The organism is Streptomyces sp. NPDC104202, assembly GCF_055584185.1.
In genome coordinates this window covers 30,666-53,908 of record NZ_JBVJMN010000054.1, presented here as the reverse complement: position 1 = coordinate 53,908, position 23,243 = coordinate 30,666, and the positions used below count along the sequence as shown (strand labels likewise).

At 73.7% G+C, this 23,243-nt stretch carries 21 protein-coding genes; 5 read left to right on the top strand and 16 right to left on the bottom strand.

Annotation, left to right across the window (positions count from 1 at the left end):
• Positions 1-131: 131 nt before the first annotated feature.
• From ACZ60W_RS28580 to ACZ60W_RS28510, 15 genes are all read right to left on the bottom strand, one after another.
• The gene (locus ACZ60W_RS28580) at positions 132-341 is read right to left on the bottom strand and encodes a hypothetical protein (RefSeq protein WP_469758262.1); all 210 of its coding nucleotides are present in this window, start codon (positions 339-341) and stop codon (positions 132-134) included.
• Between the two features lie 82 nt (positions 342-423).
• Positions 424-963: a DUF5709 domain-containing protein gene (locus ACZ60W_RS28575; RefSeq protein WP_469758261.1), complete on the bottom strand. Its 540-nt coding sequence runs from the start codon at positions 961-963 to the stop codon at positions 424-426.
• 115 nt (positions 964-1,078) lie between these two features.
• Positions 1,079-1,978 carry a YhjD/YihY/BrkB family envelope integrity protein gene (locus tag ACZ60W_RS28570; protein WP_469758260.1) on the bottom strand — a complete coding sequence of 300 codons (900 nt, stop codon included), beginning with the start codon at positions 1,976-1,978 and terminating at the stop codon, positions 1,079-1,081.
• A gap of 102 nt (positions 1,979-2,080) precedes the next feature.
• Positions 2,081-2,314, bottom strand: a complete 234-nt coding sequence (locus tag ACZ60W_RS28565; RefSeq protein WP_469758259.1) for a hypothetical protein — start codon at positions 2,312-2,314, stop codon at positions 2,081-2,083.
• A 281-nt stretch (positions 2,315-2,595) separates the two neighbouring features.
• Positions 2,596-3,765, bottom strand: coding sequence for an agmatine deiminase family protein (locus tag ACZ60W_RS28560; RefSeq protein ID WP_469758258.1), 1,170 nt, complete (start codon positions 3,763-3,765; stop codon positions 2,596-2,598).
• 46 nt (positions 3,766-3,811) lie between these two features.
• Complete coding sequence (locus ACZ60W_RS28555; RefSeq protein ID WP_469758257.1) at positions 3,812-5,191, bottom strand: purine-cytosine permease family protein; 1,380 nt, start codon at positions 5,189-5,191, stop codon at positions 3,812-3,814.
• A gap of 223 nt (positions 5,192-5,414) precedes the next feature.
• Positions 5,415-6,557, bottom strand: coding sequence for an agmatine deiminase family protein (locus tag ACZ60W_RS28550; protein ID WP_469758256.1), 1,143 nt, complete (start codon positions 6,555-6,557; stop codon positions 5,415-5,417).
• A gap of 275 nt (positions 6,558-6,832) precedes the next feature.
• Positions 6,833-7,630 (bottom strand): ABC transporter ATP-binding protein, encoded by a 798-nt coding sequence (locus tag ACZ60W_RS28545; RefSeq protein ID WP_469758255.1) that lies wholly within the window; start codon positions 7,628-7,630, stop codon positions 6,833-6,835.
• Positions 7,623-8,618 (bottom strand): ABC transporter ATP-binding protein, encoded by a 996-nt coding sequence (locus tag ACZ60W_RS28540; protein ID WP_469758254.1) that lies wholly within the window; start codon positions 8,616-8,618, stop codon positions 7,623-7,625. Before ACZ60W_RS28540 ends, ACZ60W_RS28545 begins: the two co-directional genes overlap by 8 nt.
• A complete protein-coding gene (locus tag ACZ60W_RS28535) occupies positions 8,615-9,469 on the bottom strand; it encodes an ABC transporter permease (protein ID WP_469758253.1) in 855 nt (284 codons plus the stop codon). The genes ACZ60W_RS28540 and ACZ60W_RS28535 overlap by 4 nt, the downstream gene beginning before the upstream one ends.
• Positions 9,466-10,425: an ABC transporter permease gene (locus tag ACZ60W_RS28530; RefSeq protein ID WP_469758252.1), complete on the bottom strand. Its 960-nt coding sequence runs from the start codon at positions 10,423-10,425 to the stop codon at positions 9,466-9,468. Before ACZ60W_RS28530 ends, ACZ60W_RS28535 begins: the two co-directional genes overlap by 4 nt.
• The gene (locus ACZ60W_RS28525) at positions 10,422-12,098 is read right to left on the bottom strand and encodes an ABC transporter substrate-binding protein (protein WP_469758251.1); all 1,677 of its coding nucleotides are present in this window, start codon (positions 12,096-12,098) and stop codon (positions 10,422-10,424) included. Before ACZ60W_RS28525 ends, ACZ60W_RS28530 begins: the two co-directional genes overlap by 4 nt.
• A gap of 79 nt (positions 12,099-12,177) precedes the next feature.
• Positions 12,178-13,191, bottom strand: coding sequence for an agmatine deiminase family protein (locus ACZ60W_RS28520; protein ID WP_469758250.1), 1,014 nt, complete (start codon positions 13,189-13,191; stop codon positions 12,178-12,180).
• 339 nt (positions 13,192-13,530) lie between these two features.
• Entirely contained in the window at positions 13,531-14,109 is a 579-nt protein-coding gene (locus ACZ60W_RS28515) for a TetR/AcrR family transcriptional regulator (RefSeq protein ID WP_469758249.1), read from the bottom strand.
• A 293-nt stretch (positions 14,110-14,402) separates the two neighbouring features.
• Positions 14,403-15,974 (bottom strand): serine/threonine-protein kinase, encoded by a 1,572-nt coding sequence (locus tag ACZ60W_RS28510; RefSeq protein ID WP_469758248.1) that lies wholly within the window; start codon positions 15,972-15,974, stop codon positions 14,403-14,405.
• Between the two features lie 131 nt (positions 15,975-16,105).
• Between ACZ60W_RS28510 and ACZ60W_RS28505 the strand changes: the two genes are divergently transcribed.
• The 5 genes from ACZ60W_RS28505 to ACZ60W_RS28485 all read left to right on the top strand — a co-directional run bounded on the left by ACZ60W_RS28505 (position 16,106) and on the right by ACZ60W_RS28485 (position 21,969).
• Positions 16,106-16,687: a TetR/AcrR family transcriptional regulator gene (locus tag ACZ60W_RS28505; protein WP_469758247.1), complete on the top strand. Its 582-nt coding sequence runs from the start codon at positions 16,106-16,108 to the stop codon at positions 16,685-16,687.
• A gap of 254 nt (positions 16,688-16,941) precedes the next feature.
• Positions 16,942-18,099: an agmatine deiminase family protein gene (locus tag ACZ60W_RS28500; RefSeq protein WP_469758246.1), complete on the top strand. Its 1,158-nt coding sequence runs from the start codon at positions 16,942-16,944 to the stop codon at positions 18,097-18,099.
• Positions 18,096-18,998 carry a DUF4436 family protein gene (locus ACZ60W_RS28495; RefSeq protein ID WP_469758245.1) on the top strand — a complete coding sequence of 301 codons (903 nt, stop codon included), beginning with the start codon at positions 18,096-18,098 and terminating at the stop codon, positions 18,996-18,998. Before ACZ60W_RS28500 ends, ACZ60W_RS28495 begins: the two co-directional genes overlap by 4 nt.
• Before the next feature lie 319 nt (positions 18,999-19,317).
• Positions 19,318-20,013 (top strand): alpha/beta hydrolase, encoded by a 696-nt coding sequence (locus ACZ60W_RS28490; RefSeq protein WP_469758244.1) that lies wholly within the window; start codon positions 19,318-19,320, stop codon positions 20,011-20,013.
• 276 nt (positions 20,014-20,289) lie between these two features.
• A complete protein-coding gene (locus tag ACZ60W_RS28485) occupies positions 20,290-21,969 on the top strand; it encodes an ATP-binding SpoIIE family protein phosphatase (RefSeq protein WP_469758243.1) in 1,680 nt (559 codons plus the stop codon).
• Between the two features lie 48 nt (positions 21,970-22,017).
• Here ACZ60W_RS28485 and ACZ60W_RS28480 read toward each other — a convergent pair whose 3' ends face one another.
• Positions 22,018-22,830: a DUF1684 domain-containing protein gene (locus ACZ60W_RS28480; protein ID WP_469758242.1), complete on the bottom strand. Its 813-nt coding sequence runs from the start codon at positions 22,828-22,830 to the stop codon at positions 22,018-22,020.
• Between the last annotated feature and the right edge of the window lie 413 nt (positions 22,831-23,243).

Sequence of the window (23,243 nt, the reverse complement as noted above, 5' to 3'; positions counted from 1 at the left end):
GGGTGGCCGGCATCAACGGCCGCGTCCCCCGGACGTCACGTCGGTGGTGGCGCCTCCTTCCTCGGTCCGGTCCGCCACGGGGAGGACGGCGGGCCGCCCCGAACGCCCGCCCCTCTCGGGCGGGCCCGGGGTCACCTCCTGCGGCGCCCTTCGGCTCCGCGCTCCCGTTCCTCCTCGTCCGTCCATCGCTCCCCCTCCGCCTGGGACGGGGTGGTCTGCCGCATCACGTCGTCGCCGTCGCCGCGGAGTCCGTCGTCCCGTGCGCGCCCGGCCCCGCGGTCCACCCGTCCGGCCCGGTCGCCCGTCGTGGGTGCGGTCCTGTCGTCCCTGTGCCCGTTCACGGTCTGCCTCCACCTCGTCGGCGGCTCTTCGGAGAGGCGGGTGCCCCACCGGTTCCCGCCCATGCGGCGGGAGAGCGGCCCGCTACGGCTCTTCTTCGGGAGCCCGCGGCTCCCCGGCGCCGTCGACCGCGGTCTCCACGTGCACGGCGGCCTCCTCGGCGGACGCGGCGCCCTCGTCGATGCCCACGTCCCGGGCGACGGCGCGGTCCTGCGGCCGGCCCGGCGGCCGGTCGACCGGTACGAGGCGGCCCGCCCTCACGGCCCCGGCCTGCTCGTCCACGGGCTCCCCCGCGCCGTCCGCCAGGTCCCCGACGCCGTCGTCCCCGGGCGGCGGCAGGTCCGGGGTCTCCTCGGCAAGCCGGGCGTCGAGCGGCTGCCCCTCCCGCTGCTCCCGCTGCGTCGTGCCGTGCCGGGTGACGCCCCGGGGGCGCTCGGGGGGCGAGTACCCGGGGACGGCCGGGTCGTCGAGCGGATCCGTCACGAGGGCGTTCTCCGGGTCGGGAGCGCCGGAGGTCCCGTCGTCCCCGTCGGACGGCGCGGGCTGGTAGACGTCGTCGCCCCTCGCCCCGTCCGGCTCCGCCTGCCCGCCGGATCCACCCGGATCGGATGCGTCGCGCGCCATGGCCGTGTCCCTTCGTCGCGTCGGTACGGGCCGGTCCGCCGGCCCCTGTGAGGCGACTTGCCGCACCCGCGCCGCCGAAACGGGCCGGCTCCGGGATCCGTGCCCGGTCCGGGGGCTACCGGCTCCGGCCGCGCCCCCTCCGCCGGCCGGAGCGGCCCGGAGCGGGCGGGGGCGGGACGGGGCGGGGGCGGTCGGTGCCGAGGTGGTGGCTCAAGGGGGGTTCCTGGGCGAGGACGGCACCGATGGTGAGGGAGAAGGTGACGGCGGCGCAGACCACGATGAGCCAGGAGAGCAGGGTGAGGACGAGGCCGAAGGAGCCGTACTCGGCGAGGGCCCGGTCGAGGGCGCCCGGCATGTAGAGGCGCGCCGTGAGTCCGAGGACCGTGGTGGCGGTTCCGGCGAGGAGGGCGCCGGGGAGGAGGGGCAGCCAGGCGATCCGCTTGGCGAGCAGGAGGTGCTGGGTCCACAGCCAGACGCCGGTGCTGACCACGAAGTACACCGGCGTGCCCAGCCAGGCGCCGGCGCCGAACCCGTTGCGGATGGGTGCCTGGAGGAAGACCACGAGGGTCAGGGCGAGCAGCCACACCGTCCACCGCCAGGCCGCGATCCGGGTCCCGGACTTGGGAAGGCCCCAGGCCCGTTCGCAGACCCGGGACATGGCGCGGCTGAGGCTGGTGGCCGACACCAGGGCGACGAGGGCGCCCACGATGCCGGTGGTCTCCCGCACCTCGTCGGAACCCGACTGGTCGAGGACCTGCCGGAGCTGGTCGTCGGCCGCGCCGGACAGCCCGAACATGGCCCGCAGGGATTCGGCGAGCTGCTGCCGCACGCCGAGCGAGGCGAACGCGGCGAGGGCGAACAGCAGGGGGATCGCGGCGAGGAACGTCTGCGCGGCGAGCCGGGTCGCCGAGTCCAGCAGGTTCCCGCTCACCAGGCGCGAGGTCAGTTCCGTGAGCACGGGGAAGCGGCGCTCCGCCCCCTCCCGGATGCGCCGCACCCGGTTCGCCCACGACATCACGCCTCCCGACCCTGCCCCGACCGGTCCAGTCCCATGGGAAGGGGAGCCGCGGCGCACGGCGAGTCCGGAAGGCCGTCCGGGGGAAGGGGCGGACGGCGCTCAGGCCCCCGGCGCGGGGTCGGGACCCTCCTCCGGGCGCGGCCCCGCGCCCTCCAGGAGGTCCAGGGCGGCGCGGGCGTCGTCGTCGCCGGCGCGGGCGGGTCCGCCGAGCCGGGCGGCCACGGCGGCGAGGTCGGGCCCGTCCGGCGGGGGCGCCGCGGGCTCGGGTGCCTCGGCGGGGACGTCGACGGTGCGGAGCCACTGCTCGGCCTCGGCCGCCGCGCCCCTGCGCATCAGGGCCGTCACCAGGTCGAGCCGGGCGCCGGCGTGGCCCTGCCCGGCGGCCCGGCGGCCCGGCGCCAGAGCGGTTCGGCGGCCTCCCCGTCGTCGCGCTCGGCCAGGACGGCGCCCAGACGGACGAGCGCGTCGACGTCGCCCGCGTCGGCGGCCCTGCGCCAGCCCTCCGCAAGGGGGTCTGACCCGCCGTCCGTGACGCCTCCGGGACGGCGCGGAACCGCCCGGGTCCCCGTGAGGGGCCCGGGCGGTCGCTCGGTGGAGGACGGGTGGGGGCGGGGTCAGCGGGTGGGCTCCTGCATCGTGACGCAGTGGGCGCCTCCGCCGCCGTTGCCGTAGAGGTTGTCGAGGTTGAGCTGGACGACGGGGCGGCCGTAGGCGGCGGAGATCGCGGCCTTGGCGGCCGCGTCCTTCGCGGTGTCGCCGAACTGGGTCGTGATGACGGCCTGGTTGGTCACCGTCCAGTTCATGTAGGAGCTGAGGAAGTCGGCGCGCTGTCCGGAGGGGATGCGGGGCAGGGTGTCGGGGCCCTGGATGGTGAGGACCTGGAGCCGGCGGCCCCTGGCGTCGGTGGCGTTGGAGAGGACGTTGTACATGGCCTGGGCGTTGGCGGTCCACACGTCGGGCCGTACGGAGCCGGCCAGCTGCACCATCACCACGCCGGGCTTGATGTAGCGGGCGGTTCCGTCGATGTGGCCGTCGGTGACGTCCCAGCCCTTCACGCCGGGCAGCCAGATCATCTTCGTGGCGCCGAAGCGGGCGAGGAGCTCCGCCTCGATCTGGCTGCGCGACCTGCCGGGGTTGCGGTTGCTGTTGATCCAGCAGCTCTCGGTCGCCATCAGGGTGCCGTCGCCGTCGTACTCGATGCCGCCGCCCTCGCCGACCACGGAGGCCTTGGCGAAGGGGACGCCCGCGTAGGCCGCGACGCGGCCGGCGACCAGGCGGTCCTTGGCGTAGGCGGAGGCGGGGAGGCCGTAGAAGGTGGTGGCGTTCTCGCCCCAGGCGTTGAAGTTCAGGCCGAAGGAGTCGAGGCCGCCGGCCCCGTCGACGCGGAACAGCGGGCCGGTGTCCCGCATCCAGCAGTCGGAGACGGGGATGGAGCTGATCACGGTGACGGTGGATCCGCAGGCCGCCCTGGCCTGCGAGGCGGCCGACGAGCCGTCGGCACACATGATCACCGGCTCGTACGTGGCGACCGCCTTGGCCAGCTTGGCGATGTCGGCCTGGATCCTGGACAGCAGGTTGCCCCAGATCGTCGAGCTGGAGGGCCAGGCCATCCAGGTCCGCTTGTGCGGGGCGTCCTCGCCGGGGACGCGCCAGGAGGCGGCCATGGCCGGCTGGACACCGCCGATCACCGGGCCGACCGCCAGGGCGGCGGCCGCCGCTCCGGTCCGGGCCAGGAGGGTTCTGCGGCTGATGCCGGGGCGTTCGCCGTCGTGCTCCGTGTTCACGTGGTGCTCCTTCTCTCCGAGGTTCTGTACGTGCGGGGCGGGCCGTTCAGTGCAGGCGGTCCAGCAGCCCCTCCTCCCGGACCATCCGGCGTTCGGTGGCCAGATCGAGGCTTCGGGCGAAGGCCCAGTAGAGGGCGCCCGCCACCGGCAGGCCGACGAAGACGGAGCAGTCGACGCCGCCGAGGAGCTTCGCGACGGGTCCGACGAAGAGGCCGGTGATGACCATGAAGGGGGCCATGCAGACCAGCCCGACGAGGTAGGCGAGGTTCCCCCGCCATCCCCACCGGCCGTATATCCCGCGCGGGTTGAAGATCTCCTTCACGACGTACTGGCCGCGTCGGACGAAGAAGAAGTCGACCAGGTTGATGGCCGTCCACGGGATGAACAGGTACGTCAGGACCACGACGACGTTCGCGAAGAACCAGTTGAACTGGTCGATGCCGACCAGCGTGGAGACCGTCCCGACGGCGACGAGCATGATCCCGATGGTCGTGACGCGGATCGCCCGCGTCGGCTTGACCGGCCGGAACGAGTCGACGATCGAGATCATGGTGAGGCTGCCGCCGTACTGGTTGATCGCCATGATGGAGAGCAGTCCCACCAGCAGCACGAGGACGGCGATCGTCCCGAAGCCGTCGAACAGCCGGTCGGCGGCCAGCTTCAGCGCGGTCACCGGGTCGGTGCCCTCGGGGGCGCCGGCGGAGACCACGGCGCCGAGGAGGAACACCCAGATGCCGGAGACCGCGCTCGGCAGATAGGTCCACCAGAAGGTGCTGCGGACGGGGACGTCGGGTCTGAGGTAGCGCGAGTAGTCGGAGACGTACGGGGCCCAGCCCAGCTGGAAGCCGGCGACGAAGACGAACACCAGCATGAAGGGGGCGAGTGCGAAGGGGCCCGGCGTCCAGACGCCGTCCGGCAGGCCGCCGCCGAGGAGGGCGGCCCCGGTGACGGCCGCGGTGACGACGACGAACGGCCAGGTGAGCCACGTGGTGATGCGGTGGATCCAGTCGTATCCGAAGAGGGCGATCACCGTCGCGACCGCGGCGGCCAGCAGGTACCCGACGCCGTTGGGCATCCCGGTGAGCAGGTTCATGGCCTGGCCGGAGAGCAGGGCGTCGGAGGTGTTGAAGGCGACGTAGTTGACCAGGGCGAAGACCCACACGGTGAGCGCGGCGCCGAGATAGCCGAACTGCGGTCGTGACTGGACGAGTTGGGGCAGACCGAGCTGGGGGCCCTGGGCGGAGTGGAACGCCATGAAGAACGTCCCGAAGAGCGAGCCGAGGACGGTGGCGACGACCGTCCAGACGAGCGTGGCCCCCATGGAGAGCGTCACGACACCGGTCGCCAGGCCGGTGAGGTTGAGGCTGCCGACGAACCAGATGGCCCCGACGTCCGAGGGTTTGCCGTGCCGTTCCGCGAGGGGCACCCAGTCGATCGAGTGCTGTTCGATGCCCGTCTGCGAAACGGAATCATGCGTCTGCGCGCCAACTGGCCCCATGTGGGCTCCTGTTCAGGGATGCGTCCATGAATCGGCACAGCGCCCGCGGGGAACCGCGGGCGCTGCACGGTGCGCTCACATTAGGGACTGACTCAAATTTCAGTCAATGACCGGGACAGAACTGACTGACGGAAATTTCAGTCATCTGTGGTCAGGCGACGGGCTGTTGCTGGGTGACGCAGTGGATGCCCCCGCCGCCCGTGCCGAGACGGTCGATGTCCAGCTGCTCGACGTACCGGTCCGGGTAGAGGCGCGCGAGGGTCGCGCGCGCGGCCTCGTCGGCCCGCCGGTCGCCGAACTGGGCGGAGATGACCGCGTCGTTGCAGAGGTAGAAGTTGGCGTAGGAGGCCAGGAAGTCCCGGTCGGTGGAGCGGATCCTGCGGTAGTCCGGGCCCTGGAGGCGCATCACGTCCATCGCCCGGCCGGCGGAGGTCGTCGCGACGGAGAGGGTGTCGTACTGCCTGCGGGCGTCGCGCGCGTAGGCGTCGTCGTCGGCGACGGGCATCTGCACGAGGGCCTCGCCCGGGGACAGGAACCGGGAGGTCGCGTCGACGTGGTCGTCGGTGATGTCCTGGCCGTACACGCCGTCGAACCAGATGACCTTGGTCGCGCCGTACGCGTCGCACATCGCCCGCTCCAGCGCGCGTTCGGACACCCCGGGGTTCCGGTTGCGGTTCACGAGGCTGCTGCGGGTGGCCATCAGCGTGCCGGCGCCGTCCTGTTCGATGGCGCCGCCCTCACCGACCAGGTCGGCGTAGGTGAAGGGCACGCCCACGTGGGCGGCGATCCGCTCCGCCACGAGGGCGTCCCTGGCGTGCGCCTGCTTGTTGCCCCAGCCGTTGAAGTTGAGGCCGACGGTGTCGAGGCCGCCGTAGCCGTCCGTGCGGAAGACCGGCCCGGTGTCGCGCATCCAGCAGTCGTCGACCGGGATCGAGGTGATGACGGTGACCGTCGGGCCGCACAGCGTGCGGGCCTTGGCGGCGCTGCCGGGGTTGGCGCACAGCACCACCGGCTCGTACGTCGCGATCGTCCGGGCGATCAGCGCGATGTCTGCCTGCACGCCGCTCAGCTTGTCGCCCCAGATCGAGGTGCTGTCGGGGAACGCCATCCACGTGCGGGTGTGACGCACGTCCTCGACCGGGACCCGGAAGGAGCGCGCGGACGGCGCGGCCCCGGCGCGGGACTGGACCGCCGTCGTGATGGCTGCGCCGGCGGCGGCCGTGAGGCCGGCCGCGGCGAGGAACCGGCGCCGGTTGAGCCCCGGGCCCGCGTGACGGGCGACGTGTTGGTTCATGGTTGACCTCCTGTGTCAACGTGCGTGCGCGGTGGGGGTGTCGGCGAGCGGGCCGGGGCGGGCCGCGGCGCTGGGCGCGCGGCGGACCACCCGGTCCGCCACCGGGTTCGGTGCGTGGGCGGTGGTTCGCCGACGCGCCGCGTGGGGGCGCGTCGCGGGGCGGTGCGGCCGCGAGGCGGAGGGGGGCGCGGGGCCGGGCCCCAGGGCCGGTGCGGGGGCAGGGTGCCGCGGCAGCGGCGCGCGGGGGTGCGGCGTGGCGCGGGCGGGGATGCCGGTCAGAGGGCCCGGCGGGCCGCGGCGATCGCCTCGGGGTCCCAGCCGGGACGGGGGACGGACTCCAGCAGGAGCCGGGTGTAGGGGTGCCGGGGCGCGGCGAGCACCTCGGCCGTGCGGCCGGCCTCGACGACGCGGCCGTGGCGCATGACGATGACGTCGTCGGTGACACAGCGGACGACGCCGAGGTCGTGGGTGATGAACAGGTAGCCGATCCGCGTCTCCTCGCGGATGTCGGCGAGAAGGTTGAGGATCTGCGCCTGGACGGAGACGTCGAGCGCGGCGACCGCCTCGTCGAGGACGAGGACGGCCGGCTCCACGGCGAGGGCGCGGGCGATCGCGACGCGCTGGCGCTGTCCGCCGGAGAGCTGCCGGGGCCGCGCGTCGGCGGCGCGGGTGCCGAGGCCGACCTGGTCGAGGAGTTCGCGGATCCGCCGGTCGTGGTCGGCGTCGGGGAAGTGCAGGCGGAGGGTCTCGCGCAGGACCTGCTCGACGCTGGTCCGGGGGTCCAGGGAGAGGTAGGGGTCCTGGAAGACCATCTGGACCTCGCGGGCGCGGGCCAGCCGGCGGGCGCGGCCGCGGCCGCGCGCGTCGCGGGCCCGGCCGCGGACCAGGACGTCGCCGGAGTCGGCCTGTTCGAGACCGACGACGATCCGTGCCGTGGTGGTCTTGCCGGAGCCCGACTCGCCGACGATGCCGAGCGAGCCGCCCTCGGCGAGGGTGAAGGAGACGTCGTCGACGGCGCGGACGCTGCCGAAGGTGCGGTGGAGGCCGACGGCCTCCAGGACGGTGTCAGGCATCGACGGGGCTCCCTTCGAGGCGGTCGCTGTGGTGACAGGCGGCCTGGTGGTGCGGCCGGCCGGGGGCGGACCGCGGTGCGGGGGCCTGCTGGTCGCAGATCTCGGTGGCCAGGTGGCACCGGGTGGCGAACGGGCAGCCGGCGAGTTCCGCACGGAGGTCCGGAGGCCGGCCGTCGATGGCGGCGAGCCTGCCCCGCGGGCCCTCCAGCCGGGGGGTGGAGGCGAGCAGGGCGGAGGTGTACGGGTGCCGGGGCCGGGCGAAGAGGTCCTCGGCGGGTCCGCTCTCGGCGATCCGGCCGGCGTACATGACGTACACCCGGTCGCTGATCGCGGCGGCGAGGTCGAGGTCGTGGGTGACGAACAGCAGACCGGTGCCGAAGTGGGCGCGGAGTTCGGCGAGGAGGGCGATGACCTCGGCCTGGGTGGTGACGTCGAGCGCCGTGGTGGGCTCGTCGGCGAGGACGAGGGCGGGGTCGCCCATGAGCGCGGCGGCGATCATGACGCGTTGCAGCATGCCGCCGGAGACCTGGCCGGGGTACCTGCGCAGGGCGGTCTCGTCGAGGCCGACCGCGCGCAGCAGTTCGCCGGCGCGGGTGGTGGCCGCCGCCTTGGTCATGGTCCCGGTGAGGGTGACGCTCTCGACGAGGAAGTCGCCGATGCGGCGCATCGGGTTCAGGGCGGCGCGGGGGTCCTGGAAGATCATGGACACGGTGCCGGTGCGCAGGGCGCGCAGCCGGTCCCCGGTCATGGTGAGCACGTCCTCGCCGTGGACGCGGACGGCGCCCTCGACGACGGCGCCGGGCGGCAGCAGGTTGAGGGCGCTGCGCGAGGTGAGGGTCTTGCCGGAGCCGGACTCGCCGACGAGGGCGACGGTCTCGCCGGCGCCGACGTGGAGGTCGACGCCGTCCAGGACGGGGCGTGCCGTCCCGGGCAGGGTGATGCGCAGGCCCTGGACGTCGAGGGTGTGCGGGGTCTTCGTCGGGTTCATCGGTCTCTCCTGGCGACGCGGTCGGCCCAGCGCTCTCCGGCCACGTTGAAGGCGACGACGGTGAGCACGATGAACACGCAGGGCAGGATCGCCGACAGCGGGTAGCCGTGCTGGACGGCGGTCTGGCCGTCGAAGACCATGCGTCCCCAGTCGGGGGTGAGTGCGGGTACCCCGAGGCCGAGGAAGGACAGGCCGGCGAGGTCCATCAGTGCGTAGCCGAAGTTGATGGTGGACTGGGCGAGGACGACGGGGGCGATGTTGGGCAGGACGTGGCGCAGGCAGATCTGGAGGGCCGAGTGGCCCTGGACCTGGTAGGCGCTGACGTAGGGGCGCTTGCGTTCGGCCAGCACGAGGGAGCGGGTGAGGCGGCTGACGTAGGGCAGGTAGGCGACCGAGAGGGCGATGACGGGGGCGAGCAGTCCCTCGCCGTGGACCGAGATGATCAGGATCGCGAGGAGCATGCCGGGGAAGGCGAAGACCAGCTCGGTGCTGCGGGAGAGGACGGAGTCGAGCCAGCCGCCCCGCCAGCCCGCGGCCGTGCCGACGGCGACGCCGGCGACGGTGGAGAAGACGACGACCCCGAGCGGTCCGAGGAGCGAGGTGCGGGCGCCGAGGGCCAGCCGGGAGAAGGTGTCGCGCCCGGCGGCGTCGACGCCGAGGAGGTGCTCCGGGGAGGGGGCGGCCAGGGCGTTGCCGAGGTCGACGGCGTTGGGGTCGTGCGGCACCAGCCAGGGCGCGAGGAGCGCGGCGAGGGTGACGAGGGCGACGAAGCCGAGGCAGGCCAGGTGGAGCGGGGACCGGGCGGTGCGGATCTTCGCGAGGCCGGGCCTGCGGGTCAGGACGGCGGTCATACGGAGGAGCTCCTCGTTCCGAGGGTGATCCGCGGGTCGACCAGGGGCAGCAGCAGATCGACGATGAGGTTCACGGCCATGAAGAGGGCGACGATGATCAAGGAGATGGCCTGGACGGTCGGGAAGTCCTTGGTCGTGGTGGACAGCTCCAGGAGCTGTCCCACGCCGCCGATGCTGAACGCGGTCTCCACGAGGATCGTGCAGACCAGCAGGGTGGAGACGATCAGTCCGCCGGTGGTGAGGACGGTGCCCAGAGAGTTGCGGAACACGTGGCGGCCGATGACCCGGCGCTCGGGGACGCCGCGGCTGCGGGCGACGGTGACGTGCTCGCTGTCGAGGGCCTCGGCCATGGCGGACCGGGTGACCCGGGCGAGCATGCCGATCAGGTAGAGGGCGAGGGCGACCGCCGGCAGCGTGAGGTGCCACACCTGGTCGAGGAAGCCGGCCCCGGAGCCGCTGCTGGGGAACCAGCCGAGGTTGACGGCGAAGAGTACCTGGAGGAGCACGGCCGCGACGAAGGACGGGGTTCCGACGGCGAAGGCGGTGCCGACGAGGATCGCGGAGTCGGTGCCGCCGCCGCGTACGGCGGCGACCCAGCCGAGGACCAGGCCGATCACCACGACGACGACGAGCGCCATCGCGACGAGCAGCAGGGTGGTGGGGAGACGGTCGGCGAGGAGGCGGGAGACGTCGGTGCGGTAGGTGATGGACCGCCCGAAGTCGCCCTGCAGGATGTCGCCGAGCCAGCCCAGGTACCGGACGAGGAAGGGGTCGTCCAGGTGGTACTGGGCGTTGACCGCGGCGAGGGCCTCGGGCGAGGCGGAGCGTCCGGAGAGCAGGAAGCCGGCCGGGTTGCCCGGTGCCAGGTACAGGGCCCCGAAGACGACGAAGGACGCGGCGAGCAGGGTGGCGGCCATCTCCGCCACCCGGCGCGCGGCGAATCTCAGGAAGCTCACTGGGTGGCTCCCGCCTCGGCCGCGCCGACGTCGGCGGCCCACGGGTAGTACATGTACGCGATGCTCGTGGGGGCGCCGGTGATCCGCTTGTTGAGGAAGACGGCCGTGGGCCACTCGGCGACCGGGATCCACAGGAGCTGCTCGGCGGCCTTCTTCTGCAGTTCGGCCTCGATCCGCAGGCGCTGGTCGTGCGGGTAGACGCCGGTGGCCTGCTCGACGAGCGCGTCGTACTGCTTGTCGCTGTATCCGGCGAAGTTCAGGTAGGCGCCGGTCCTGAAGTTGGCCAGCAGGTCCAGCGGGTCGGTGATCGAGTCGTAGTAGGTGAGCGGGAACATGTCGATGCCCTCGCGCGCCGCAGGGTCGGTGAAGAGCGCCGTGAAGGCGTTGGGCGCGACGGTCTTGAGGTCGATCTTCAGGCCGATCCGGGTGCCGGCGGCCTGGACGGCGGTGGCGAGGAGGGAGACGTCCTGGCCGATGGAGCTGGTGGCGACCGTCAGCGTCTTGCCGGTGGCGCCGGCCTCCTTGATCAGGGCCCGGGCCTTCGCGAGGTCCTGGGTGGTGGGCGGCAGGGTGTCGAAGGCGGCCTTGAGGGTCGGCTCGGAGGCGCCGGCCCAGGCGGCGCGGGTGGTGAGCGAGGAGGTGACGGTGCCGGCGCCGCCGAGGCCGGCCCTGACGAAGCCGGAGCGGTCGAGGGCGAGGGAGAGCGCCTTGCGCACCCGGAGGTCGCCGAGCGGGCCCTTCATGTCGGTGATGTTGACGTTGACCGTGCTCAGGCCCTCGCCGAAGAAGAGGGTGCCGCGGCCGCTGTCGCGCAGCCGGCCGTAACTCTCGGTGGGGATGAGGTAGCCGCCGTCGACGTCGCCGCTGAGCATGGCGTTGGTGCGGGCCGAGGGGTCGGTGAGGACCTTGAAGACGGCCTTCTCGGCCTTGGCCCGGGTGCCCCAGTAGCCGTCGAAGCGGTCGAGCTCGATCGACTGGCCCTTGCTCCAGGTGCCGAGCTCGTAGGGGCCGGTGCAGGCGAGCCCGCCGGTGGTGCCGTAGTCCTTGCCCGCCGCCTCGACGCCGGACTTCGAGGCGACGACGCCCGCGGCGGTGGCCATGTACTGGGGGAACTGGGAGTCGGGCTTCTTGAGCCGGACGGTGACCTGGAGGGGGCCGGTCTTCCTGATCGTGGCGACGTTCTGGAAGTTCTGGGCCCAGGCCGCGGCGTTGTCCGGGTCGCGCTGCCGGTCGAGGCTGTAGACCACGTCGTCGGCGCTCATGACCTTGCCGTCGTGGAACTTCACGCCGGCGCGGAGGTCGTAGACCCAGGTGGTGGGGTCCGGGTTGGAGGCCTTGCGGGCCAGTCCGGGCTCCAGGGTGAGGCCCGGGGTCCAGCGCATCAGGCTCTCGCACACGTTGGACAGGATCGTGTTCTGGGGGTAGTCGAAGGCCAGCGTGTAGTCGAGCGTGGGCGGCTCGGCGTAGACGGCCCAGGTGAAGGAGTCGATCCGGCCGCGGGCCGGGGGCGTCGAGGCGGAGAGCTTGACCTCGCCGCCGGGGACGCCGGAGTCCTTCGGCGGGCCGGAGCAGGCCGCCAGGGCCGCGAGGGAGGTGAGGACGGCGGTCGTCACGGCGATCCGTCCGCGCCGGAGGCGGGGGCGTCTGCCGCCGGCGGGCAGGGGTGTGGTCATCGTCGCGCTCTCTTTCCGTGAGGGGGCGGGGAGGCCGGAGGGCCGCGGGTGCGGCCCTCCGGGAGCGGTCCGTCTCGGTTCAGGCGGTGGCGGGGACCGCGGGGACCTGCTGCGTGATGCAGTGGACCCCGCCGCCGCCGTAGGCGATGCCGGGCGCTGGCACCCCGACGACCTTCCGGCCGGGGTACGCGGCCGCGATGACGGCGAGCGCTTCGTCGTCCTGGGGCACTCCGGCCACGGGGACGACGACGCCGCCGTTGGCCACGTAGTAGTTCAGGTAGGACACCTCGACCTCGCCGCCGCCGACGGTGGCGTACGCGGTCTGGGGGACGTCGATGATCTCGAAGGGACGGCCCTGGGCGTCGGTGGTGTTCTCCAGGACGGCGCGGTTGGCGCGCATCCGGGCGTGGTCGGGGTGGGCGGGGTCGTCGGGCAGGGAGACGACGACCTTGCCCGGAGCGGCGAACGCGCAGACGCCGTCCACGTGCCCGTCGGTCTCGGTGTCCAGCAGACCGCCGTAGGGAAGCCACACGACCTTGTCCACGCCGAGCCGGGTCTTGAGTTCCGTCTCGATCTCGTCCCGGTTCATGCCGGGGTTGCGGTTGGGGTGGAGGAGGCACTGCTCGGTGGTGATGAGGGTGCCCTCGCCGTCGACCGTGACGGCGCCGCCCTCCAGGATCATCCCGGAGGGGATCCGGTCGACTCCGAGGTGCTCCAGGATGAGGCCGCTGACGCGGTCGTCGGCGTCGTACGGGCTGTGCTTGCGGCCCCAGGCGTTGAAGCGGAAGTCCACGCCGGCGCGGTTGCCGTCGGCGTCGAGGACGAAGATCGGGGCGGAGTCGCGGAACCAGGAGTCGTCCTGTGCGAGCTCCACCACGGTGATCCCGTCGCCGCACCGCGTGCGGGCCTCGTCGCCGTGGCCGGGCGGCGCGACCACGGTCACGGGCTCGAAGGCGCCGATCGCGCGGGCGACGTTCGCGTACTCCTCCTTGACGTCGTCCAGCACGCAGCCCCAGAGGTCCTCCCGGACGGGCCAGGCCATCAGGCACCCCTCGTGCGCGGACCACTCGGCAGGCATACGGAATGCAGTCATCACGGGTCTCTCTTCGTCTCGCCAGAAGTACCCGTCGGCGGTGGGCCGGCTCAGCCTCGCGGGAGCGGGACGGGTACGCGGTGTGAACAGCATCCTCCTCCCGACTGAAAATTCAGTCAAGAGAGGAGGCAGGGCTTTGGGGATTCGACCAAGCGACCCACCCATGGACATACCCCACCCCTTGCCTCGCGGCCGGAAGCGGGAGGGGTGCCACTCTGACATTGACTGAAATGTCAGTCAATGATGAGGGTGGGATTTCGCAGTCGTACCCGGTCTACGGGGCGGCTGCGGGACGAGGAGGCTGCCGCGTGGAGCAGGACGCGCCGGGGCCGGCGGCCGTCAGCCGGCCAGGCGCCCGACCTCGGCGTCGATCGCCTCGCTCATCAGCGTCCTGGCGTGCGCGATCTGGAGCGTGCCGCTCAGCCAGCGCATGCTCAGGCCCTCCAGGAGGGCGGTGAGGCGCTCGGCCGCGGCGGTGAGGGCGACGGCCGGGGCCATCGGACGCACCTGGCCGAGCAGGGCCGCCACCTCCTGCACCCAGATCAGGGTGGAGCGCGCCAGGTCCTCGCGGAGGACCTCGTCGAAGACGGCGCTGGCCCGCAACTCGCCCCAGGCGCTGCTGTTCTCCCTGACCTCGGTGGTGTCCTGGAGTTCCAGCAGGAGGGTCTGGTCCAGCTCCTCGCGCGGGGTGAGGGGCTCGGCCTCCGGGTCGCGGTCGGTCGTGTACCGCTCCGCGCGGTCGCTGATGAACTCCAGCGTCTTGCGCAGGATCCCGGTGCGGTCCTTGAAGTGGTAGTAGATCAGCGCGGTGGACACGCCGGCCTCGGCGGCCAGCTCCTCCACGCGCAGGCCACGGACCCCGCGCCGGGCGATCACCCGGGCGGCCGCTTCGAGGATCTGAGTGCTGCGAGACGCCATGGCCCGAACCTTACCGGGCGCCTTCCACCGGCGGGTTCACGGCCCTGGGCGCGGGCGACGCCCGAGCGCGCGGTGCCGGCGAAGGCCGCGGCGGGCAGGATCGATCCCGGTGGCGGCGCGCGGCCGCGCCGAGCCGGGAAGCCGGCTCCCGGGGCCGCGGGAGCGCCTCCGCGGACGGAACACCCTGTCCGTCGCGCCGCAGGGTCCGGGCGGGCACCGATGGCGCACCGGACGGACCGCCGCCTCCGAAGCCCGCCCACCCCACCGCCGCGACGCGGGTCGGTCCCACCCGCCTACTCCGCCCGGCGATAGCGGTCGAAGGCCGCCGTGACCGCTCCCCCGTCCGCCTGCGCCTCGACCAGTCGCACGACCACGAGGTCGCGACCGTCGGCGCTGCGGACGCAGAAGGGGCGCTCGTCGGCGACGTCCGCGAAGGCGACCTTGGTGACCGGCTCGGTGTCGATCCCCCGCACGCAGTCGGCCGGGGTCAGGGCGTCACCAGGGGCCACGAAGGCGTCGCCGTCCTCCGGGAGGACGAACTCGGTCCGCTCGCGCGCCAGGTACCAGGTGGCGGTGTCCGACGGGACCACCTTCCCGGCCTCGAGGTCGAACTCGTAGGTGGCGTCGGGCGAGGTCAGTTCGACGCCCGCGCCGACGGCCAGGTAGACGGCGGGCGCCGAGGCCCGCCCTGACGGGTCGTCCTCCCCCCGCGGCGAGGTCAGCAGAGAGGCGCCACCGGCGACCGCCGCGAGGACCACCAGGACGACCAGCGCCGTCACGGCCCGGCGGCGCCGGGGCTTCGGCGCGCGGCGGGAGGCCGGAGCGGACCCCTCCTCGCGCTCCGGGTCCGGCGGGGAGGCCGCCGAGGATCGGCCCGAGGGCGGGGCCGCCAGGGTGGGCTGGGCGTGGACGGGCGCCGGTCTTCCCGGCGCGGCCGCGGCGGGCGCGGCCTGCTCCGCCCGGCCGGCGACCTCGCTGGAGATCGACTGCGGCAGCCAGCCGTCGGCGAACTCGTGCCGGGGCCCCACCAGCGGATGGGCGTGGACCGCCGCCATCAGCTCCGCGGTGCCGGGGCGCTGCTCGGGGCGCTTGGCCAGACACCAGGCCACCAGGTCCCGCAGCTCGTGCGGGACCGGCGCGAGGTCCGGATGCTCGTGGACCACCCGGTAGAGCGCGGCGGACTCCGGCCCGGCCCCGAAGGGGGTCTCGCCGCCGGAGACGTACGCGACGAGCGCGCCGAGCGCGAAGACGTCGGTGGCCGGGGAGACCGGCCGCCCCAGGGCCTGCTCGGGGGCCATGTAGGCCGCGGTGCCGATGCTCAGCCCGGCGCCGGTCAGCGCCACCGCGTCGGCCGCGCGGGCGATGCCGAAGTCGATGACGCGGGGCCCGTCCTCCGCGATCAGCACGTTGGCGGGCTTGAGGTCGCGGTGAACGACGCCGGCGCGGTGGATCGCCTGGAGTGCCTCGGCGATGCCGGCGACGAGGAGGAGGACGGTGCGCACCGGCAGCGGCCCGTGGCGCTGGACCACCTGGTGCAGGGAAGGGCCGGGGACGTAGGCGGTGGCGAACCACGGTGTCGGGGCGTCCACCCCGGAGGCCACGACCTGGGCGGTGAACAGGCCGTGGATGCGCTCGGCGCTGGCCACCTCCTGCGCGAAGCGCCGGCGGAACTCGGGGTCGCCCGCGAACTCGTCCCGCACGGCCTTCAGCGCGATCGGCCGGCCGCCGGGCGTGTGCGCCAGGTACACCACGCCCATGCCGCCCGACCCCAGCCGGGCCTGGAGGCGGTAGCCGCCGATCTCGCGGGGGTCGTCGGCCGTCAGCGCCGCGTGGGCGGACTGGACACCGGGAAGCTGAGCGGACATGCGGTGGCTCTTTCGCAGGGAGGGGACGGCTGGCGCGGGTCGACGGGCAGGACCCGCGCATCGTGCCCTCTAACTAAAGATTCAGTCAATATGCGACACTGTGGGCTCAGACCGTTCAAGAGGGGGATCACGTGGCCACGGACCGCCGCAGGGCCATCCTGGAAGCTGCCGCCCGGGTCATAGCCCGGCGAGGGGTACGCGGGCTCCGCATGGAGGAGCTGGCGACGGAGGCCGGGGTGTCCACCGCGCTGATCTACTACCACTTCAAGGACCGGGCCGGCATCCTGCGGCACACCCTGGAGTTCATCAGCGACCGGGCCGACCGGTACACCTCCGAGGACGAAGGGGCCGACAGACCCTACGACGCCCGGCAGGAACTGGAGCAGACGCTGCTGCTGGAGTTCCAGGACCTCCCCGAGGTCCGCGAGAACAGTACGGCCTGGGGCGAACTGCGTGCCAGCGCCATCTTCGAGCCGGAGCTGCGGGGCGAGCTCGCGAGCGCCACCCTGGCCTGGATCCACGACGTCGCCGACCTGCTGGGCCGCATCCGGCCGACCGCGCCCGCACCGACTTTGACCGCCTCCGCCGAGCGGCTCACCGCCCTCCTGGAAGGTCTCAGCACGCGCTGGCTGAGCGGTGCCCTGCCGCTGGACCACGCCCGCGCGCTGACGCGGGAGGCGGTCACGGTGGAGCTGGAGCGACTCCCCCGCTGACCGCCGGGGCGCGGCACCCCGGACGAAGGGGCCACGTGCACGGGAGTGCATCGCACAGAATTTGACTGAATTTTCAGTCAGTGCCACAGTGGCGACACGAAGGCCGTATCCCCCCTCGCGGTACCGGGGATTCTCGGAGCGGTACGTGCACCCTGGAGGACGGGGCGGGAGACGAGCGCGCGGCGCTCGCCCCACCCGGCGCCCCCACACCTGCCGGACTCCCGGTCCCGCGAGCCCACGATCGGAGACCCCCCATGTCCGACCTCCCTTCCCGCCGCTCGGCGCTGCGTGTCCTCGCCGGCATCGGCGCCCTCGCCCTCGGCGCCACCGCGTGCGGCCCCGGCGACCCGGGACAGTCGGCAGGCACCCCCACCACCGGCCAGGCCGCCCCCTCGGACGAGGGGATCCGCATGCCCGCCGAGTGGGAGAGCCACGCCCGCACCTTCATGTCCTGGCCCGCGCTCGAGTCCGTCTGGGAGGACGACCTCCCCTACGTGCGCCAGGACATCGCACGCGTCGCCCGCGCCATCTCCGAGTTCGAGTACGTCGTGATGATGGCCCGCCCCGAGCAGCGGGCCGCCGCCCAGAAGGCCTGCGGTTCCGGCGTGGAGGTGATCGACATGCCCGTCGACGACCTCTGGGCGCGCGACACCGTCCCCGTCTTCGTCGAGGAGGAGGGCAAGGTCGTCGGGGTCGACTTCAACTTCAACGGCTGGGGCAACAAGCAGACGCACGACAACGACGCCCTGGTCGGCCGGCTCCTGCTGCGCAAGTACGGCATCCCGCGCGTCCAGGCCCCGCTCGTCGCCGAGGGCGGCTCGTTCGAGACGGACGGCGAGGGCACGCTCCTGATCACCGAGAGCTCGATCGTCAACGACAACCGCAACCGCGGCATGTCCCGCGCCCGGATCGAGACCGAGCTCAAGGAACTCCTCGGCATGGAGAAGGTCATCTGGCTGAAGGGCGTGCGCGGCGAGGACATCACCGACGCCCACGTCGACAGCCTCGTCCGGTTCACGGCGCCCGGCGTGATCCTCCTGGACCGGGCCTTCCCCGGCATGCCGGCCGACTCCTGGTCGCGCTCCTCCGACCAGGCCATGGCCGTGCTCAGCGAGGCGACCGACGCCCAGGGCCGCGCGTTCGAGATCATCGACCTCCCACAGCCCGACCCCGACCTGGTCACCGGCTACACGGAGGACTTCCTCTCCACCTACGCCAACTTCTACGTCGGCAACGACGCCGTGTACATGCCGAAGTTCGGCGACAAGAAGGCCGACGACCGCGCCCTGGGCATCCTGCAGGACCAGTTCCCCGAGCGGGAGGTCGTGCAGCTGAGCATCGACACCATCGCCACCGGTGGCGGCGGCATCCACTGCGCCACCCACGACCAGCCCGGAAAGCCGGTCGAGTGACGGCCGGAACCCAGCCGCCGCAGCCGCCCCGCGCCCGGCGCCGGCGCACCGACCGGGCCGGACTCCTCCCCGCGGTGATCGGCGGTGTGCTCGTCCTGGCCGCCATCGCCCTGGGGACCTGGCTCCAGTTCGGCGAGCGCCAGGCCCTGGACACGCGGTACGGCGCCGGAAGCCGCGAGCCGGACCGCGTGGACGTCGACGCCTCGATCCAGCGGGTCGACGCCGCGGGCCGCGAGCTGACCCTGCGGGTGCTCGTCACGCCGCGGGGCGACCTCGCCGAGGCCGGCGGGGTCTCACCCGCCGGTGACCTGACCCTCCAGACGTCGACGTCGACCCGGGGCGACCTGTCGTTCGCGGCGCACAGCCGGATCGCCACCAGGGACCTGCCCGTCACCCTGACGGGCGGTTCGGTCACGGACCACCCCTTCGACGCGTACGAGGCCGCCCTCGAGTTCAGCGCCACGATGGGCGGCGAGAAGGTGCCCGTCCGCATGACGCTGACCAACGCGGACGCGCTCTTCTCCGCGGGCGTGGACGCCACCGAGGCCGACGGCGCCGCCGTCTTCGACGTCTCGCTGGCACGCTCCAACAGCGTGCTCGTCTTCAGCGTGTTCATGATGGCCGCCATGTGGGCGCTCGCCCTCGCGGTGCTCACCGGCGCGTGGTTCCTCGTCACCCGGCGCCTGGGCCTGACCTGGCCCGCCCTGGGCTGGATGGCCGCGACGCTCTTCGCGCTGGCCGCCTTCCGCAACACCGCCCCGGGCACACCGCCGAAAGGTTCGCTGATCGACTACCTCGCCTTCCTCTGGGCGGAGATCGTCATCGCCTTCTGCCTGGTCACCGTGGTGGCCACCGGCTTCCGGGCCGAGCGCAGGGCGGCGGCAGCCGAGGAGCCGTAGGTCCCGGCCCGTACACGGGGTGTCACCGGGGTGTCACCGGGGACGCCGTGGGGCCCGTCGGCCGTCGCCGACGGGCTCTCGGCGTCCGGTGGCGCTCGACGGGCCCCACGGCGTCCCGCGCGAGGCGGCCGTGCGCCGCCGCGGCCGGGGCGGGTCACTCCATTGCGCCTCGCACCGCGCCGCGGGCGCCGGTCCGGAGGAGACTCGCTCCCAGTGACGCGCCCCGCCGACCCGCCCTCCCGGCACGGCCGGGCATCCGCCCGGACCGGAGCGTTCTCCCGAGGTCGCCGGCCGCACGAACCCGCAAAGGAACCCCGCCATGAGCGCCAAGCCCACCGTCGTCCTGGTCCACGGCTTCTGGGGAGGCGCCGCCCACTGGGCGAAGGTGATCGTGGAGCTGCGCAAGCGCGGCTTCGACCGGCTGCACGCCGTCGAGAACCCCCTCACCTCGCTCGCCGACGACGCCGAGCGCACCCGCCGGATGGTGCGGCAGGTCGAGGGCCCCGTCGTCCTCGTCGGCCACTCCTACGGCGGCGCCGTCATCACCGAGGCCGGCGACCTGCCCAACGTCACGGCGCTGGTGTACGTCGCGGCCTTCGCCCCGGACGCCGGCGAGAGCCCCGGAGGGCTCAGCCAGGAGCACCCGCCGGCGGCCTTCGAGAACATCGCGCCCGACTCCGACGGCTACCTCTGGATCAAGCAGGACAAGTTCCAGGAGAGCTTCGCCCAGGACCTCACGCCGGACGAGACCCTCGTCATGGCGGTGACGCAGAAGGCGCCGCGGGCCTCCACCTTCGGCGACACGGTGACCGCGCCGGCCTGGCGGTCCAAGCCCTGCTGGTACCAGGTGTCGACCGAGGATCGCATGATCCATCCCGACAACGAGCGGCGCATGGCGGCCCGCATGAACCCGCGCGCCGTCATCGAGCTCGACGCGAGCCACGCGTCCCTCGCCTCCCAGCCCGAGGCCGTCGCCACCCTGATCGAGACGGCCGCGAAGGAGACCTCCGGCTGAGGCGCCGGCCCGGCGGTCCGCGGGCCTCCGGCCCGCGCCACGGCGTCGACTTGCGCATCCGTCTTCCGCATGGCTGGTGCACGGCGGCCGGTTCCGGTGCATGCTGTGCACCTAGAACGTTCGAGTTCCTGTGTGGAGGCCGAAAGAGTGAACGGCGGCAACCAGAGGAGGCGCCTGACCAGCCGGGCTTCGAGCGGACGGGGCTCGACGGCGCAACGGTCGGCCGGTGCGCGCGGGCGGTTCGCCCGGAGCGACGGGGGCGTTCCGCTCGACCGGATGTCGACCCGCGGCCGGCTCGCCTGGCTGAACGCCGCCACGTCGCGGATCGGGACGAGCCTGGACCTCAAGCGGACCGCGCAGGAGCTCGCCGAGTTCACCGTGCCGGGCTTCGCCGACGGGGCCGCCGTCGACATCCTGGAGAGCGTCCTGCGCGGCGAGGAGGGCTCCCGGTGGACGGGCACGGGCGTGCCGCAGCTGCGGGCCGCCGCGCTGTGCGCCGTCGAGGAGCTGTCCTCCCTGGAACCGACCCCGGTCGGCGAGACGTTCGTCCGGGCCGAGGAGCAGCACGAGACGCTGCTGCACCGCTACTGCCTGCGACAGGGCCGGCCCGTACTCCTGAGCCGGATGCGCAACGACGACTACATCAAGGTGGCGCCCACGCCCAGCGCGGCGGCGAAGATGCGCGCCGCCGGCGTGCACAGCTACCTCGCGGTGCCCCTGATCGCCCGCGGGCTGCTGCTCGGGAGCGCCGACTTCGTCCGCGGCCCGGGTTCGCCGCCGTTCTCCACCACGGACCTCGCGCTGGCCGAGCAGCTGGCCTCCCGGGCGGCCGTCTTCATCGACAACGCGCGCCTGTACGGACGCGAGCGCGAGCACGTCGTGTCCCTGCAGCGCAGCCTGCTGCCGCGCGCGACGCCGGTGACGCCGGGGCTGCGGCTGCACGCCGAGTACGCGCCCGCCACGGCCCACCACGGGGTCGGCGGCGACTGGTACGACGTGATGGCCCTGCCCAGCGGCCGTACGGCGCTGATGGTCGGGGACGTGATGGGCCACGGGCTGCCCGCCGCCGCGACCATGGGACGCCTGCGGGCGGTCGCGCGCACCCTGATGACCCTGGACATGGCCCCGGAGCGCGTCCTGGCCCGGCTGGACCTCGCCACCCGCGACCTGGAGGACGAGCAGGTCGCGACCTGTCTGTGCGCGGTGTACGACCCGGTGGACTCCACGTACACGCTGGCCAGCGCCGGGCACCTGCCCCCGCTCCTGCTCGACGGGCAGGGCGGCGCCGACTTCGTCGACGTGCCGGTCGGCGCGCCGCTCGGCACCGGGGTGATCCCGTACGACCCCGTCCGGGTACGGGTCCCCGAGGGCGGCGACCTGGTGATGTACACCGACGGTCTGGTCAAGTCCCGCACGGCCGACCTGGACCGTCAGCTGGACCTGCTGCGGTCGGCGGCGCGCGACCTGCGCGCCGGCCCTGACCTGGCCGCCGGTCTGGTGGAACGCGCCCCGGCGGGCGACGCCCGGTTCGACGAGGCGGTGATCCTCACCGCGACGACCACGGCAGAGACCTCGGGCACCACCGAGGACCTGCGGGTGTGGCAGCTGCCGCGCGAGGGGCGCGCCGCGTCGGTGGCGCGGGGCCTGGTCACCGAGCAGCTCGCCGCGTGGGAGCTGTCCGACCTCGCCGACGTGTGCGAACTCGTCGTCTCGGAGCTCGTGGGCAACGCGCTGCGCTACGGCAACGGCCCGGGTGAGCTCCGCCTGCTGCGGGGCGAGCGGCTCGTCGTGGAGGTCTCCGACACCGGACCGGACCTGCCGCAGATCCAGCACGCCGACCTCAGCGACGAGGGCGGGCGCGGCCTCCAGCTGATCAACATGCTCTGCCGTCGGTGGGGTTCCTGTCGCACCGTCACCGGCAAGGTGGTCTGGGCGGAGCAGAACCTGCACGACTGAGGGGGTCCGGGCCGCCGGCGGTGGACGGTGCCGCCGGCGGCCCGGGTCTCAGGCCCGTCGCCCGTGGGGGATCCGCTCCCCGGCCTCGATCGCGACGGGGAGCCGGTTCTCCGCCGGGGGCAGCGGGCAGGTGGCGAAGTCGGTGTAGGCGCAGGGCAGGTTGGTGGCCCGGTTGAAGTCCAGGACGACCGAGCCGTCGGGTCCGGGGGCGTCGACGCGCAGGTCGCGGTTGGCCGCGTAGGTGGTGACACCCGAGGTCTCGTCGGTGAAGAGGACCGTGAAGGTGCCGGGGGCGTGGCCGTTGAAGGCGGTCAGGCCCAGCTCGCGGCCGTCGAGGCGGAAGGTGATGCGGCCGGGCGCGTCGTAGACGTGCCGCAGGCCCTCGACGGAGGCGCCGACGGTCGTCGGCCGGGGTTCGGCGAAGGGGACGTAGTGGCCGGTGACCACCCAGCGGGGGTCGGGCGCGTAGGCGGGGGTTCCCCGGAAGGCGGTCCGCAGCGGGTGGTCGGGGTGCCGCGGCCGGACGATGTCGTGGCCGCCGCGCCGGGCGACCTCGATGACGGCGTCGCCCCAGACGGCGTCGACCCCGCCGCGCTCGGGGAGGACGCCGAAGGCGTGCCGTCCCCGGACCGCGGTACCGTCGACGAGGAGCTCCTCCCCCGCGTCGAGCGCGACGGTGACGCCGTCGGGTCCGGTCGACCAGGTGCCGGGCGCGCCGGGGACGCGCAGGGGCTCGGCGGCGAGCCAGTGCAGGCCGGTGATGGCGAGGAAGCCGTGCTCGGCGGCGAGCCGGGCGTCCTTGGCCCGGTGCCATTCCTCCCATTCCCGGGTGAAGGCGGGTGTGACGGTCGGGACGCTCATGTGTCCTCCTGCGGGGTGCGACGGGGGCGCGCGGCACCGCCGCCGAGACCCGCGCCGGCCCGGGGCAGGCGGAGGGACCGGCCGGGCGGACCGTGCGGGGTGGGCGCGCGGGGCGCGGGACGCGGCGTCCGCGCGAGGGCGGGGGGGCGCCGGTGGGGCGGGCTTCGGTCAGCCCGAACAGGACGTGGTCGTGACGCGCGCGTAGTCCACGTGGCGGCGCATCACGAGCAGGGTCATGGGCCCAGCAAAGCACAACCCCCGTGCGGGGCACCAGGGTCGACCCGTCGGGGTCGGCGGGGGCGGTCCCGCGGGAGACGCGGGAGACGCGGGAGACGCGGGAGACGCGGGAGACGCGGGAGACGCGGGAGACGCGGGAGACGCGGGAGACGCGGGAGACGCGGGAGACGCGGACG

Coding starts and splice junctions, on each gene's coding strand:
- ACZ60W_RS28510 (WP_469758248.1), bottom strand. CDS start 15,974: ATGTCCGCTCAGCTTCCCGGTGTCCAGTCCGCCCACGCGGCGCTGACG.
- ACZ60W_RS28535 (WP_469758253.1), bottom strand. CDS start 9,469: ATGACCGCCGTCCTGACCCGCAGGCCCGGCCTCGCGAAGATCCGCACC.
- ACZ60W_RS28515 (WP_469758249.1), bottom strand. CDS start 14,109: ATGGCGTCTCGCAGCACTCAGATCCTCGAAGCGGCCGCCCGGGTGATC.
- ACZ60W_RS28545 (WP_469758255.1), bottom strand. CDS start 7,630: ATGCCTGACACCGTCCTGGAGGCCGTCGGCCTCCACCGCACCTTCGGC.
- ACZ60W_RS28485 (WP_469758243.1), top strand. CDS start 20,290: ATGTCGACCCGCGGCCGGCTCGCCTGGCTGAACGCCGCCACGTCGCGG.
- ACZ60W_RS28490 (WP_469758244.1), top strand. CDS start 19,318: ATGAGCGCCAAGCCCACCGTCGTCCTGGTCCACGGCTTCTGGGGAGGC.
- ACZ60W_RS28480 (WP_469758242.1), bottom strand. CDS start 22,830: ATGAGCGTCCCGACCGTCACACCCGCCTTCACCCGGGAATGGGAGGAA.
- ACZ60W_RS28525 (WP_469758251.1), bottom strand. CDS start 12,098: ATGACCACACCCCTGCCCGCCGGCGGCAGACGCCCCCGCCTCCGGCGC.
- ACZ60W_RS28540 (WP_469758254.1), bottom strand. CDS start 8,618: ATGAACCCGACGAAGACCCCGCACACCCTCGACGTCCAGGGCCTGCGC.
- ACZ60W_RS28550 (WP_469758256.1), bottom strand. CDS start 6,557: ATGAACCAACACGTCGCCCGTCACGCGGGCCCGGGGCTCAACCGGCGC.
- ACZ60W_RS28500 (WP_469758246.1), top strand. CDS start 16,942: ATGTCCGACCTCCCTTCCCGCCGCTCGGCGCTGCGTGTCCTCGCCGGC.
- ACZ60W_RS28565 (WP_469758259.1), bottom strand. CDS start 2,314: ATGCGCAGGGGCGCGGCGGCCGAGGCCGAGCAGTGGCTCCGCACCGTC.
- ACZ60W_RS28520 (WP_469758250.1), bottom strand. CDS start 13,191: ATGACTGCATTCCGTATGCCTGCCGAGTGGTCCGCGCACGAGGGGTGC.
- ACZ60W_RS28575 (WP_469758261.1), bottom strand. CDS start 963: ATGGCGCGCGACGCATCCGATCCGGGTGGATCCGGCGGGCAGGCGGAG.
- ACZ60W_RS28570 (WP_469758260.1), bottom strand. CDS start 1,978: ATGTCGTGGGCGAACCGGGTGCGGCGCATCCGGGAGGGGGCGGAGCGC.